A 13,334-nucleotide genomic window follows, 5' to 3' on the forward strand; every position below is an offset into this window, starting at 1 on the left:
GCCTCATTGCGGCCGTGCGCCTCATCGGCCGGTGGCTCGCCCAGCGGCGGCCAACCGAGACCAGTGGCGCCAACCCTGCCCAGCTGCGGCTAAGGGCGGCGTGAAAATGAATTTTTCAGGGACGACTTCTTCATCAGGTCTGTGGTTTAGACGCCTCAAGGCGCGGGCCGAGGGCAAGCCCCTCGGTCTTAATCCCTTCTTCATCAGGTCTGTGGTTTAGACTGAAGGGCGGGAAAGGATAGCGCGGACGGCTGCGTCTTAATCCCTTCTTCATCAGGTCTGTGGTTTAGACTTGTGCCTTGGTCGCTAGGTGTGGGTGATTGTGTCTTAATCCCTTCTTCATCAGGTCTGTGGTTTAGACGCGTTCTTCGGCCACAAGTGGGTCGAGCGCCTGGTCTTAATCCCTTCTTCATCAGGTCTGTGGTTTAGACCGCCTGGACGACATCGGCGCCGCGCGCGGCGCGGTCTTAATCCCTTCTTCATCAGGTCTGTGGTTTAGACCTGGCGATGACGCAAAAACGCCACCTCGACGCCGAGTCTTAATCCCTTCTTCATCAGGTCTGTGGTTTAGACCTGGCGATGACGCAAAAACGCCACCTCGACGCCGAGTCTTAATCCCTTCTTCATCAGGTCTGTGGTTTAGACCCGAGGCCGGTGTAAAGCCGGCTTTTTTGTATGCGTCTTAATCCCTTCTTCATCAGGTCTGTGGTTTAGACCGCACGATGCCGTAAAGCAAGCAGCCGCAGCGTTGTCTTAATCCCTTCTTCATCAGGTCTGTGGTTTAGACACTGATCAAGAAAAAACCGTCCGTGACAGGGTGTCTTAATCCCTTCTTCATCAGGTCTGTGGTTTAGACAGACGTTGTATTTGATGCGCCGATCGACCTGGGTGTCTTAATCCCTTCTTCATCAGGTCTGTGGTTTAGACGCTGCGCACGCTGCTGCGCTTGAAAGCTTGGCCCGGTCTTAATCCCTTCTTCATCAGGTCTGTGGTTTAGACGACATTCCGGTGCGACTGCCTAACCCGGACTTTGTCTTAATCCCTTCTTCATCAGGTCTGTGGTTTAGACTGCTGGTGCTCATCATGGAGGTTTCCGGCTTGTCTTAATCCCTTCTTCATCAGGTCTGTGGTTTAGACGGCGACCGTGTGCGGGTATTTGGCGCTGGGCGCGTCTTAATCCCTTCTTCATCAGGTCTGTGGTTTAGACCTTTCGGGTTGTCTCCTCCCGTTCTGTGCGCACTGTCTTAATCCCTTCTTCATCAGGTCTGTGGTTTAGACCCCCCTCAGCCGCAAAGTCAAGCACAGCCGAAGTCTTAATCCCTTCTTCATCAGGTCTGTGGTTTAGACATCTCTACGAGCAGTACTCGGGGCGCATGCGCGGTCTTAATCCCTTCTTCATCAGGTCTGTGGTTTAGACGCACCACGAGTACATCGAAACCACCGTTGGTTTTGAGTCTTAATCCCTTCTTCATCAGGTCTGTGGTTTAGACGGGCCGCGCTTTGCGATTGCCGAGGGCTACTACCGTCTTAATCCCTTCTTCATCAGGTCTGTGGTTTAGACCTTGCGCTCGATGATCATCGACGAGCTGCGGGCGTCTTAATCCCTTCTTCATCAGGTCTGTGGTTTAGACCGGTGCGGGTGTGGATCAGGCCCGCACTTGCGGGGTCTTAATCCCTTCTTCATCAGGTCTGTGGTTTAGACTCGTGTACGAGATCATCCGGCGGTGCGCCGAAGGTCTTAATCCCTTCTTCATCAGGTCTGTGGTTTAGACGTCCCAGCTTCAGAACGGTCAGTATCGCCCCATAGTGTCTTAATCCCTTCTTCATCAGGTCTGTGGTTTAGACCGGATGACGCCGTCATCGAGGACGAAGGGCTCCTCGTCTTAATCCCTTCTTCATCAGGTCTGTGGTTTAGACCAACGAGCTCGTCGTCATGAACGCGAAGGGCAAGTCTTAATCCCTTCTTCATCAGGTCTGTGGTTTAGACCCCGGTGCGGGTTACTAATGCATCGTCGATGGAGTCTTAATCCCTTCTTCATCAGGTCTGTGGTTTAGACGGGGCGGGCGGTGTACGTTACGCAATTGCAAAACGTCTTAATCCCTTCTTCATCAGGTCTGTGGTTTAGACCGTAGCTATCGACAATTTCATCAAAGCAAAAGGTGTCTTAATCCCTTCTTCATCAGGTCTGTGGTTTAGACAGTCACGGCGCATGAAACCGTCATCGAGACGGAAGGTCTTAATCCCTTCTTCATCAGGTCTGTGGTTTAGACCCTGCTACCAGGCGCAGATCACCTGCCCCCAATGTCTTAATCCCTTCTTCATCAGGTCTGTGGTTTAGACCCTTCAAGGGGGAGGTCCCCCAAGACGCCGCCGTCTTAATCCCTTCTTCATCAGGTCTGTGGTTTAGACCCACCATCCGGTGGCTACTCGTGGCGGTCGAGTGTCTTAATCCCTTCTTCATCAGGTCTGTGGTTTAGACTTTACTTCTATGCCTAGCGCATTCACGAATGCGGAGTCTTAATCCCTTCTTCATCAGGTCTGTGGTTTAGACAGCTCATGTCCATTTTATCATCAAAATCAACATCTTGCAGACACCCTTGACAGTTTTTGAGCCCCTCGAAAAGTTTCCTTCCAGACATACCAGGTGCCAGCCCACCGGCACCGTGGCAGGTAGCGTCTTCGCCGCACTGTAGGCGAGCGCATTCGCCATTAAAGAACTTCTGTATAACAAGCTGCTCAGGCACATTGGCTTTTTTCACGCTGCTTGATGCTTCGCCTTGCTGTTTTTGGCCGATGAGCCGCCCCTGATGGGTGAAAGTGCAGGAGGCGGCCATGGACGGTTCCATCTCCCCCCAACTTTCCCCCGCAGGGGAGGGTAGCCTCGAGAGTCGCTGGCGCGACACTCACGCTAGAGTCGGAGGTGGCGGACGGGGCCCAAGTTTTCATAACCCCCCTGATGATGGTGATAAAAAGTAGGGGCGTGCCATTGGCGGAATCGGCGCAGGGGATGGCCGGGGCGGCAACTGGTCTGGCATAAAAGCGCTGCACGGTGTCGCAACCAACGTTCGTAATGTCGGCCGGCTTGGCACGCCTCTCGCGTATCAAGTCGGGCAGGTCTTCAGGCTTGAGGGGTTTGCTGCATGAGAGATAAAAGTGGCGGTCGTTCGGGATGGCCGCCAGCTCTGGCTGACTGGCGATAAACTTGGTCGGACCGAAGCCCGACCTACGCGGTGTTCGCCTGCATCGACACGGATTCAGGGTGTTTTTTGCCATCAAACACGCGCGACGTGATATTCCTCCAACCGCGCCCCGTAGCGTATGAGGTCGTCGGCGGATAGTTCCCGGCCTCGCGCGTCGAGGCTTACATCCAACGAAAGGTTGTAGTATCGCCCGCCGCGGGCGCACACCTGAGCAACCAGATGGATCGGCAAGGTGCCGATCACCACGTCACCGGACTGGATTTCATCCGGATCCAAGTGAGCGATCACCGCATCGACGGCTAGCCCTTGGCGCGCAGCCCACTCCACGGCGCCGGGGTGGCGGGTGACGAAGTAGGTGGTCATGGCGCTTCAAGCCTCGCCTTTCAATGCCGCCAGCTTGAGCTTCTTGCGCGCCTCTTTCCAGTCATCCTTGCGGTCGAAGCGCTCGACGAGTTTGGGCAGCCACGCTTCGATGGCCTCGGCCAGGGCGCGTTTTTCTTCCGCTGTCCAGCCCTCGCCTTCGAGGGCGGCTTTGACGAGCCGCTGCGCTTCGGTATGCAGGTAGGTGTTAGTTCTATCCTTGCCGCCGCGCAGTTGCTCAAACCGCTCACGGGCACGCAGCTTGAATTCCTCGATAAGGCGTAAATTGGGGCTTAGGGAGACGAGCCTGGCCTGCTGTTCGGCTTCAGCGCGCTGGCGTTCAGCTTCGGCGGCGCGTTTGGCACGTTCTTTTTCGGTCCGTTCCATGGCCTCTGCGTCGATGGCCATCGCCCCATAACCCACCGCCGTCTTGGCGCCAAAACCCAGCCAATCGAAGGCGTGCTCGAAGGCAGCGCGCATGAGCTCTTTCCAGGACGAGGTCATTTCCTGGGTGAGTCGACGGGTGTCGCATATGAGATGGAAAACGAATTCACTGCCGGCGGGAACGACCAGAAAGACGATGGGGTTGGGCTGCCCGGCATCGTGCGGCGTTGTCTTCCCTTTGTAATAGTCGCCGTAGTGCGGCGTCATCACTTCCATACCCAGGCTGTTGCCGTCGGGATTGGGCAGGGTATCCCAGAAGGTGAGCGCGCCGCGGCTGTGTTCCTTGCTGCGATCTTCACTCTCCAGGCCAAACAGGGCCGTGATGGCGGGCTGGCTCCAGCCCTTGCGGTCTGCCTCACTGGGTTCGGCGGCCAGTCCCTGCGCCGCGCGGCGCAACACGCCCTTGATGGAACTGCCGGGCAGATACGGCAGGCCATAGGGGTTCAAGAAGGCAAAGCCGTTTTCCAACGGGTGTTCCATGCCCAGCCCGGTGGCAAAAGGGGCGGTGGAGCGGGCTGCAATGGATAGCCTAGCATCCTCGGGTATAGCGTCGAGCAGCAGGGCCTGGCGCCGGCGCAGGGCCTCCAGGGCTTCCTTGGCATGGAATCGTAATTCCAGGGTTTGTTTGAGAGCTTCACCTTTGCCCTCCTTGGCAAGTAACCAGTCATCCTTCCAGGCTGGGAAATAGAGACCGAGGCGATGGCCAGGCGGGCAGTCACTGAAATCGGCGCCTACATACTGGGGAACGGCAGCGCGCATGTTCAGCCCTCCATGGATTTGCGTGCGTCGGCGAATTGGCGGATCCAGCGCAGCAGGGCCAGGGCCTCGTCGGTGGCGCGCAGATAAAGCGAGGACGGCGCAGTATGCAAGGCAGCCATGACGGTGGCGAAATTTGCCGCCGCCTCGGGTGGGAAGCGTTCCCGGTCAGTCACCGCGGTGCCGCCCAGCGTACGCCCGAGCCAGCGGCACAAATGGCTGAGTAGGGCAAGATGCTGGTTCTTCCCTTTGGCCTGAAAGAAGGCTAGGGTCTGCATCAGGCCGCTGCCCATGATGAGCGCCGGCGCGCCTTTGGCCTCGCGGGTGTAGTCTTTGATGAGGTTTGGCGCGACCTGGCTGACTTGCTCCCAGGCGTATTGAGCGCGTTGCTGGTCGAGTGTCTGCCGCATGATCAACCCTCCTTCGTCTCGGGCGCAAAGCGCAGCACCACCTGGCCGCGTCCGGTGGTGGCATCCCCGCCCACCTGGATGAGCGCCCCATCGAGGCCGGGTTTGCCGTTGCCGGCAACGAGGATACGCATCACCTCATCCGCCGACATCGGCTCACCATTGCGTTTGTCTTTCGGGCTGCGTTCCGCCGAGGCCAGCACAGTCGAGACCAGCAGGCTCTCGGACGGCAGGTTTTCGGTGTAGAAGAGCCCCCCTTCGTCGGCGGTGCCGGTTTCGTCATCGATGCGCACGTGCGGCTCGACGACGGTGGCGTTGCGCACGAAGTGGCTGAAGGCCTCTTCCGGCAGCAGCACGAAGTCGTTGCCGAGTTTGCTGCGGAAGTGCTGGTGCGCCGGACCGGTTGGCAGGGCGTTGTCCGCGAGCCACTTTGCAATCGTCTTCAGCGCCTCCGATTCCTTGGCCGCGAAATCGAAGGCCTCCAGCACCAGGCGGCTTTGGTTGAGTACGCCAGCGTCCGCCACCAGCGCCTGCTCCGCATCGGGTTGCGGCACGCTCCAGTCGATCTGGCAGCCGGCGAGCACGGCCAGGCGCTTGAGCCGTGCCAGGGTGACCGGCGAGACGGCCCAGACGAAGCCGCGCTTGAGGCTTCTCACGGGGAAGGCGACCAGTTGCGCATCGCCAAAGCTCACGCAGCCAGCATAGTCCGAGGCGTTGGACTCCGGACCGAACAGGCGCGCCACCTCGGCTTTGTTCCACTTTCCCTCCAGGTGATGCCGCAACGCGCCTTTGAGGCCGGAGCCGGCGATCATCGGGTGGTCAGTGTGGCGCTCGCGCTGGATGGGGTTGTCGATGACGCCGATGGCTTGACCGGCTCCCATGTGCACGGGGCTGACGGCATAAAGGAAGAGCAGGCGGGTTTTCTCGAACATGGGGGCTCCCTCATTGGGTTTCGTCGAATGAGACCAGGGTGATGTGCCCGGCGGCTGCCTGGGCCAGGCGATCGTCGTTGGTCCAGAACTCTTGGCAGCCTGCGTGGATCGCGGCGGCTAGATGCAAGGCATCCGGGGTTTTGAGGTTATGTTGGGCACGCAGCCGGGTGGCCAGGTCAAAGACGGCTGTGTCCATAAGCATGTGGCGCACCGCTGGTAGCGTAAAAAAGGCGTCGTATTCGGCCAACAAACGGTCGTCATGGCGACGCATCGGGAATACGCGGCATTCCAGGCGGGTCAGGTCTGACACCACTAACTGCGGTTTGGGGCTTTTCGCTGGCAGCATCGCGCGGGTGATGCCGTCGACATAGCGCGGATGCTGCTGGACGTAGTAGATGACGATGCAGGCATCGAGATAGACCCGGTTCACCTTCATTCCCCCCAGGCCGCCCGTTCTTCAGCGATGTGGCGCTCGATCTCCTCGGCCGTGTAGGGGGATGGCGGCTGGCGCTTCAGCCAGGCATCGTATTCTTCGAGTGTGGCAAAGGTTGGCTTCGTGGCCGGTGTATCTGGCAACAGGATGATCACTTCTGCTTCCGTTTCCGGTAGATCGGGCGGCAGCTCAACGACCAGAGGTTGGTTGGGTTTGACGTGAGCCTTGATACGATGGGCGCGCATGATTGCGTCTCCTTCAGGGTTGCGGCCAGGCCGCAAGCCAAGCGTTGTTGAAGCCTTCGGCGCGGCGTTGGCGATCGGGATTTTCGCCCCACAACCCGCCTGCCACCCATTCGGCAAGCTTGCCGGGGTCACCTTTGAATCCCTCGAACCAGTACACGGCGCCGGTGGGCACGGCGCGCGCGGCATCCTTGGGCGTCCAGGCGGCGAGATCCCAGCCGGAGACGACCTCGAAGCGCGGCACGGCGGCGCAGACGAGCTTGGCGGTCAGCCCCTCGGGCAAGGTCGGGCGCCAGCCTGCAGCAAAGAGGCCCGGTGTGGTGAGCACGAGCTTGAAGCGGCCCGTCTGCCTGATGGTGTCCAAGGGCGAAGGCCAAGTCGGGGCGGGCATGGCGAAGAGCGCCGCGGAGCGGCCATCTCCGCCGAGGCGCACAAAGCCGTTGGAGGGCAATCGATCTTCCACCCCTTCGACGGCCACGGCAAGCCCAACGGCGAGGCCGCCGTGTTCCGGCTGCCGCGGCACGGTGTGCTCGACGGTGAAGAGCTTGCCGTCCTCGGCCGTGCGGGTAGTGCGGGAGAGCGCGATGCCAACACGCGCCTCGCGCCCCCACAGGCCGGACTGCCGCACCAGATGCTGCGGCTGGATCGGCTGGCCCGTAAGGTAAGCGGCGATGCCTGCCTCGTTGATAAGCCACCCGCCCTCGGGTTTCGCCGCCTCGGGCTGGCGGAGGATGGCAACCCTGGAGAGATCCTCCGGCGTGCTGGCCAAAACGCCTTCGGGCAGGGGCTGCGGCTTGAGCATACGGACGGTTTGGCCTTCGTCGAACGCCAGCAGATCGGCCGGCAGCGGTAGCAGCACACTCACTTTTCCGTCGGAGCCCCGCGTGGCGGGGAGTACGCCGCGCAAAGCGAACGCGCCGGGTTCTGCCGGTATACCCAGAATGCGGTCCAGGGCCTCATCCTGCAGCCGCTGGCCCGCAGCAAAGCTTTCCATCTCGTCGGCGGCCTGCGCCAGAAGGAGGGAGCGCAGCGCCCCAGCGAGCACCGATGGCTTGGGTGGGAAGCCGGATTCGCCATAGTCCCCCGCCGCGCCGAAGAGCTTATTGCCGCGCAGCGAGAGGGTGTCGACGGGTTGAACGAAGCGCCAAGCGGTCATGATTCGGCCTCCGGATGGCGGCTGTTACGGGCGAGGAATTCGGCAGTCATGAGGAAGTCGATCAATAGCTTGGCCGCGGCCTCTGGGTAATGGCGGGCGGCGTAGTCGGCAAGCCGCAGCGCGAGTTCACGGTCGCCCCCTTGGCGCGCGAACTGGTAGGCCAGGTTGGCGCGCAGCAAGGCCGCGTCAGGGCGGGTCGGCAAGCGGCCCAGCCATTCGACCGCGTTGTAGGCCGCACGGCGCGACACACCCTTGCGGGCGAGCATGCGCATAAGGGCGTCGAGCAAGCCGACTGCGCCGTCGCCCTCTGCCCGGAACCACTTATCCGTCACCCCCACTTCACCGCCAGCGCGCTTGAGGATGCGCAGGCAAAAGGCATCGCGCCCGCCGGCCTTCTTGGCGGATGCCTCGGCTTCGCGCAACGTGCGCAGCACCATGCCGAGCGGCGCCTGGTGGTGCGCCACCACCGCGCCGCAGGAGGCAGTGGCCTTATCCCCCATGGTGAGGAAAAGCTCTTCATCCAGCTTGAGCCAGCCGTTGCCGCTTTGGAAACGCCTGCGCGACCTGTCGTCGAGACGTTTGAGCAGCCACTCCGGCACGGTGAGTCCCGAGTACAGGCAGCGTAGCAGGGCCATGGCCGTCAGCAGGTCATCGACGCAGACGAAGGCCAGCACGTCGTCACCGCCGGCATAGACGAGCTTACCCTTGAAGCAGTCCTCTACCACGAAACGGGCGGTCTTCAGTGAAAAGTGGTTCAGCGCCTGGGAGATAGCGCCGTGGCGCGCGGGCGATGGTGGACGCCGTGTGTTGAGATAGTCGCGCAAGGCCGGGTGGCGCTCGCTCAGATCGCGCACGGCGTCACTTTCGCGGATTTGCGGATGCCAGCATTGGCGATATTGGAGCGCGAAACCGTCTTTCCCGCCGGACAGCCACGCCCCCATGCGGTCGCCGTCGAGCAATAGCAGGCCGTAGTAGGCCTCCGGCCTGCTGCCCAGGGCGCGTTTGATGGTATTTTCCAGGTTCCGGCGGCGTTCCTCGTCCTCTGCCTCGCGGAAACGGTCGAGTAGGGCAGGCAGCTTGCGCGCCAGGCGAGCGGCATCGGCACTCGCCTTATCCGCCAGGATTGCCAACTTGCGCGGAAGTGCCGCCGAATCGAGCGTGTCGTCGGCCACCAGCGCGTTCAGCGTCGCGCGCGCGGCCTGCGTCTCCAGCTCATTGTTCGCTGGTTGTTCCATCAGCCTCGCCATGCTCACCGCCAAGGCCAGGGTGTGGGTGGAAACCACGTAGCGACGCACGTCCTGGCCGACGATGCTGCGTACCTCCTCGGTAAACAGCGTCGGCCACAGCCGCTTGATGGCGGCCAGTGCGTCCAGGTGTTCGCCGGGCTTGACCCAGGAAGGCCGCTTGGCAGCCAATCGGGTCCACAGCGTATCTTGGCGGCTGCCAGGCGGCAGGGCAAGTTGCGAACGATCGAGCGTCAGCCACTCCCGCTCGCCATTGATCGTCGAGCGGTAGCCGGTCTGCTTGAGCGGCGCGAACGGGCGCACGGTCTTGGCGGCGGCGGCCACGCGGTCGAGCAGGTCGTAGAGCGCCGGGTAGAGCGTGCCGGGGTTGGGATCGTAGAACCGCGCGCCGTCGAGTTCGATGCCTTGGCTCAACACTCGCCAGGCCTCGCCATCGAGAAAGCCGACCTTCTCCCCCTCGGGATATAAACGGGCGAGCGCCTCGCGCAGCTTCGTGGTGTCGGTACGAGGCCGACCGTTTTCCGCCTCGCCCTCGGCCAGCGACCACGACACCGCGGCCCAGTGGACTTCGGGGAAGTCCGCCAGTTGTTCCTTCAACTGCGCAACGCAGGGCAGATCGTCGCGCCAGGCTTCACCGATCTCCTCCAGGATACGGCGCAGCGTCTCCTCGCCAAGCTTGACGACTAAGTCGCGCACGCGCCGGGTGATCTCGCCCGCCAGACTGGCGGCCTGGTCAGTCGGCACGATGGCGACGAAGCGGTTCGGCAACGCCGCCGCGAACAAGGGGTTGGCGTCCGTCTTGCTGCTTGCCCAGTCTTCGCCCTGGAACCACTCGCCAGGCAGTCCCATGGCGTCACGCAACCAGCGGTCAACGAGCGGCACGCCGCGCAGGCTGGGGAACAGGATCGCATCGGGCCCCAAGCGTTCGCACACCACCCGCATGCCTTCCCAGGCGATGCGCGCCAGAAGGTGCGAGCCGGCCCACAGGTCGGAAGTGGTGCGCGCCTCGGCGATGAAGCCCTGCACCGGGCCAAAGCTCACCGCCAGCAGGGCCGGTGTGCCGGTTGGGTCGCCCGCCATCGCCCCGGCCAGGGCGGAGACGAGATCCAGGTGCGCCCAGATGCTGTGATCGGGCACGCGGGTGTCGGCGGGCAGGTTCTGCCACAGATGATGCAAGTCCTTGGCCGGCGTATCGGGCCCGAAGCGCCAGTAGGCCAGCAGGGTCTTTTCGTAATCGGGTCGACCCTCAGCGTCGCGAAGGATCAGCCCGTTGAAATGATCGTGGCTGACTGTCTTGAGATGCTCGGGCGGAATATTGGTCAGTGGGCGTAGCTGATGCGCCACGCCGGTGAGCGGATGAATCAGCACCGGCCTTTCGGCGAAATCCACCTGCGTCCATTTTGCATAGCGTGCGCCGCCCTCTTCCAGCGGCCATTGCGGACGGTCAGCGGCGGCGGCGTACCAGTCGGCGCGCTCGAGGATGGGTTTGATGTCCGTCGGAATGGCCCGGCTGCCGAACAGCGCCTCGCGCAGCTTGGCTACGGTGCCCCATTCGTGGCCGGTCTTGTCGCGCAGCAGCACCAGGGCCTTCTCGGCTGGGTCGTGCAGCCAAGCGGCGAGTTTGGTTTTCCAAAGGGTCATCGTTGCTCCCTTAAATGCGTTGAAAACCAGACAGCACAGTGTTGTCTAGCCAGTTATGCACGGTCTGCCAAATCTCCAACTGTTTCTGCAGTGTAGGTGCGCTGCGCCCCAGGACTTCCGCCAGCTCACGCGGCAGCGCGCATGGCAGGTGGAAGATGCGCGCCACCAACTTGCCATGATCGTTCTTTGCCACCTTGAAGCGGAGCTGGTTGGCGAGGCGGGTCTGGTTGCCCCACGCACGCACGGGGTGATTCGTCACCGGATAGGCCAGCAGATGACGGTCCATGAAGGGCCCGGATGCCCCCAGTGGAAACACTGTGCGAAACCCAATCTTGGCTTTGGCCAGCGCCTGCATGGCCTCGCGCCAGGTCACAAAGCTCGTGGCCGATTGCCAAATCAGCGGGCGACCGTCTGCACCGAGCCCCAAGGCATGCGGCCAGTCCCGCTGTAGGCATTCGCTAAGAGGCCGACTGACGCGGCACAGCAGCGTGTGATTTGCAGACAACGGGGCGATGGAGGGGGGCTGGCCGCCGTCCTGATCCGAAGGGATCGGTTCGAGCTCCATTGAACCCCAACCGTTGCGGGAGCGTCCGCCCACGGTGCCGAACCAGTGCAAAAGTTGTACGAGTTCTACGAGCGTTTTCTCCTTACCGGGCCAGGCCAGATGCAGGAAGTTGCACTCTCCAGCTTGTATGGCAGCGTTTGGTTTCAAGGCAGTGCCCTGCCGGTATGTAAGCGGCCCATAGCCAAGGTAGAGGTGGGTGCCAACATTTCGGCCGTGCGGGCCGACTTCGGGGTGAAGGACTTGCGGGTCGTTGCCCCAGGCGCCACGTAATTGGCCCTCAGACCAGGAATGCAAACGCAGCCGCAGCCGGCTCTGCTGGCTTCCGCCTCCCTCGTCATTGGCTGCCCCGAAAAGGCGACCTTCCTCTTCCCGCAGCTTGTCTGCATCCGTGATTCCGCTTGCCACGCGCCACCACTGCCTAAGCAGCGCCTTGAAGGGCGGTGTGCGCCACTGCCCGCTTTGCTCGGCGTTGCCGAGAAAGGCCGGGGTATTAAAGCGTAGCTGGTAACTCAGTCGTTTCACCTTGCTGCTCCTTCCTGGAGGCTCATTGTCACTTATCGCACACGCCCTGACCGGCCCGGCAAGCTTGCGATTCAACCGAGCAGGCGCTGTATGGCGGCCTCGAGTTCTCGATGCAGGGTCTGGGCATCCGCCAGCATCCTGCGGTAGCGCTCCACCGAGGGCGGGTTGCCATGCGCCAGGGCATTGCGCAGGTTTTTCAGGCTCCAGTAGGCTTTCGCCATCCCGTCTGGGTGCTCGCCGGCCTGGATCTCGGCCTCGAAGGCATCGATGGCGGGTTCACGACCTGCCCTGAAGTCGTTGAGCGACAGACCGCGATCGACACATTGCTTGCTGACCACGGCCTCCCAGGCAAAGACCGCGGCCCGCACGTAGTCCCGCCGCCTGAGGTACTCGTAGGCGAGTTTGCGCTGGTATTCAGGCAGGCCACCCTCGTGCACCCAGGACAAGCGCCGCTGCAATTCTCGACGGAACAAGCGGCTTGCACCGGCAAGCTCGCCTTCCAGCACCGGCAGGAAGGTCAGGAGTTTCTGGCGCGCGCCGGACAGGTTGAAGGTGCGCTCATGAAAGGCGGCCTCCTCCAGGCAACGCGCCTTGTCCTCTGGCACGCCATCGCGCACGAGCAGGGGGGCGAAGACGCCGTAATCGCCATTGGCATCGTAGTGGTCGAGGGCGGCCACCCAGTCCTGCACGGCGGCGGGCCCATCGAGGCGCACGACGGGGGTGATGCCATCAACCGTCATATCCAGGGCGCCATAGTACAGGCCGCGGATGTCGAGCTTGGCGGCGCGCTCGAGAAAGAAGGCGGCCACCAGCCCCAGGGCCGCCAGGTGGCGGAAGCCATGGGTGACGTCGATCACCACCGGGCCGGCAAGCCCGGCTTCTGCGATGGCGCTCAAGATGCCGATCTGCTCATCGCCGTCCGCGCCGTAGGGGATGAGCCTGAACTGGCAGGCCATGCCCAGCCGCTTTTCCACCAGCGGTGTCAGGCGGTCGAGCAGGGCCTGATCGACCCGCGCCGACTCCACGGCATCCATGAGCTCGATGCGCAGCTCCTCCGCCTCGTCGCCGCTCAAGTGCTCGGCGAGCGCATCCCACATGCTGCCCTGAGTGCCCAGCAGGAGCATGCAGCTGGGCTTGAGCTGCGCGCACAGGGCAAGCCCGAAGAATGGCGTCGTCTCGATGCGGCCATCGGCGAAGCGGTAATTGGCGGTCTTGTAGCCGGTCTTCCGGTCGAGCCTGGAGCGGCCGAGAAAGCTGATCAAGGTGAGGTCTGACATCTTCGCTCCTTTCAAGTCGGGTTATCGATAGTCGTCCCTGAAAAATTCATTTTCACGCCGCCCTTAGCCGCAGCTGGGCAGGGTTGGCGCCACTGGTCTCGGTTGGCCGCCGCTGGGCGAGCCACCGGCCGATGAGGCGCACGGCCGCAATGAG

At 62.1% G+C, this 13,334-nt stretch carries 10 protein-coding genes and 1 CRISPR repeat array; all 10 genes read right to left on the minus strand.

The window, feature by feature from the left end:
• Positions 1 to 185: 185 nt before the first annotated feature.
• Positions 186 to 2,552: a CRISPR direct-repeat array (repeat unit 37 nt; unit sequence GTCTTAATCCCTTCTTCATCAGGTCTGTGGTTTAGAC).
• A gap of 721 nt (positions 2,553 to 3,273) precedes the next feature.
• Complete coding sequence (csx16, locus tag Tchar_RS12300; protein WP_144329300.1) at positions 3,274 to 3,564, minus strand: CRISPR-associated protein Csx16; 291 nt, start codon at positions 3,562 to 3,564, stop codon at positions 3,274 to 3,276.
• Positions 3,565 to 3,570: 6 nt separating this feature from the next.
• Positions 3,571 to 4,764 carry a type III-B CRISPR module RAMP protein Cmr6 gene (gene cmr6, locus Tchar_RS12305; protein ID WP_144329301.1) on the minus strand — a complete coding sequence of 398 codons (1,194 nt, stop codon included), beginning with the start codon at positions 4,762 to 4,764 and terminating at the stop codon, positions 3,571 to 3,573.
• A 2-nt stretch (positions 4,765 to 4,766) separates the two neighbouring features.
• Positions 4,767 to 5,171 carry a type III-B CRISPR module-associated protein Cmr5 gene (cmr5, locus tag Tchar_RS12310; protein ID WP_144329302.1) on the minus strand — a complete coding sequence of 135 codons (405 nt, stop codon included), beginning with the start codon at positions 5,169 to 5,171 and terminating at the stop codon, positions 4,767 to 4,769.
• A gap of 2 nt (positions 5,172 to 5,173) precedes the next feature.
• On the minus strand, positions 5,174 to 6,100 hold the full coding sequence (gene cmr4 / locus Tchar_RS12315) for a type III-B CRISPR module RAMP protein Cmr4 (RefSeq protein WP_144329303.1): 927 nt from the start codon (positions 6,098 to 6,100) through the stop codon (positions 5,174 to 5,176).
• Between the two features lie 10 nt (positions 6,101 to 6,110).
• Positions 6,111 to 6,530: a type II toxin-antitoxin system VapC family toxin gene (locus Tchar_RS12320; protein ID WP_161595528.1), complete on the minus strand. Its 420-nt coding sequence runs from the start codon at positions 6,528 to 6,530 to the stop codon at positions 6,111 to 6,113.
• Between the two features lie 2 nt (positions 6,531 to 6,532).
• Positions 6,533 to 6,778, minus strand: coding sequence for a hypothetical protein (locus tag Tchar_RS12325; protein WP_144329305.1), 246 nt, complete (start codon positions 6,776 to 6,778; stop codon positions 6,533 to 6,535).
• 13 nt (positions 6,779 to 6,791) lie between these two features.
• Positions 6,792 to 7,931 (minus strand): type III-B CRISPR module-associated Cmr3 family protein, encoded by a 1,140-nt coding sequence (locus Tchar_RS12330; RefSeq protein ID WP_144329306.1) that lies wholly within the window; start codon positions 7,929 to 7,931, stop codon positions 6,792 to 6,794.
• On the minus strand, positions 7,928 to 10,816 hold the full coding sequence (cas10, locus tag Tchar_RS12335) for a type III-B CRISPR-associated protein Cas10/Cmr2 (protein ID WP_144329307.1): 2,889 nt from the start codon (positions 10,814 to 10,816) through the stop codon (positions 7,928 to 7,930). The genes Tchar_RS12330 and cas10 overlap by 4 nt, the downstream gene beginning before the upstream one ends.
• 10 nt (positions 10,817 to 10,826) lie before the next feature.
• Positions 10,827 to 11,903 (minus strand): RAMP superfamily CRISPR-associated protein, encoded by a 1,077-nt coding sequence (locus Tchar_RS12340; protein WP_144329308.1) that lies wholly within the window; start codon positions 11,901 to 11,903, stop codon positions 10,827 to 10,829.
• A gap of 71 nt (positions 11,904 to 11,974) precedes the next feature.
• Positions 11,975 to 13,180 (minus strand): TIGR02221 family CRISPR-associated protein, encoded by a 1,206-nt coding sequence (gene csx2, locus Tchar_RS12345; RefSeq protein ID WP_144329309.1) that lies wholly within the window; start codon positions 13,178 to 13,180, stop codon positions 11,975 to 11,977.
• Positions 13,181 to 13,334 lie beyond the last annotated feature (154 nt).

The sequence above is a fragment of the Tepidimonas charontis genome, assembly GCF_007556685.1.
In the GTDB taxonomy this organism is placed as follows: domain Bacteria; phylum Pseudomonadota; class Gammaproteobacteria; order Burkholderiales; family Burkholderiaceae_C; genus Tepidimonas; species Tepidimonas charontis.

Excerpts from the sequence above, each read along its gene's own strand:
- cmr4 (WP_144329303.1), bottom strand. The coding sequence starts at position 6,100 with ATGTTCGAGAAAACCCGCCTGCTCTTCCTTTATGCCGTCAGCCCCGTG.
- Tchar_RS12325 (WP_144329305.1), bottom strand. The coding sequence starts at position 6,778 with ATGCGCGCCCATCGTATCAAGGCTCACGTCAAACCCAACCAACCTCTG.
- csx16 (WP_144329300.1), bottom strand. The coding sequence starts at position 3,564 with ATGACCACCTACTTCGTCACCCGCCACCCCGGCGCCGTGGAGTGGGCT.
- cmr5 (WP_144329302.1), bottom strand. The coding sequence starts at position 5,171 with ATGCGGCAGACACTCGACCAGCAACGCGCTCAATACGCCTGGGAGCAA.
- cmr6 (WP_144329301.1), bottom strand. The coding sequence starts at position 4,764 with ATGCGCGCTGCCGTTCCCCAGTATGTAGGCGCCGATTTCAGTGACTGC.
- Tchar_RS12330 (WP_144329306.1), bottom strand. The coding sequence starts at position 7,931 with ATGACCGCTTGGCGCTTCGTTCAACCCGTCGACACCCTCTCGCTGCGC.
- csx2 (WP_144329309.1), bottom strand. The coding sequence starts at position 13,180 with ATGTCAGACCTCACCTTGATCAGCTTTCTCGGCCGCTCCAGGCTCGAC.
- cas10 (WP_144329307.1), bottom strand. The coding sequence starts at position 10,816 with ATGACCCTTTGGAAAACCAAACTCGCCGCTTGGCTGCACGACCCAGCC.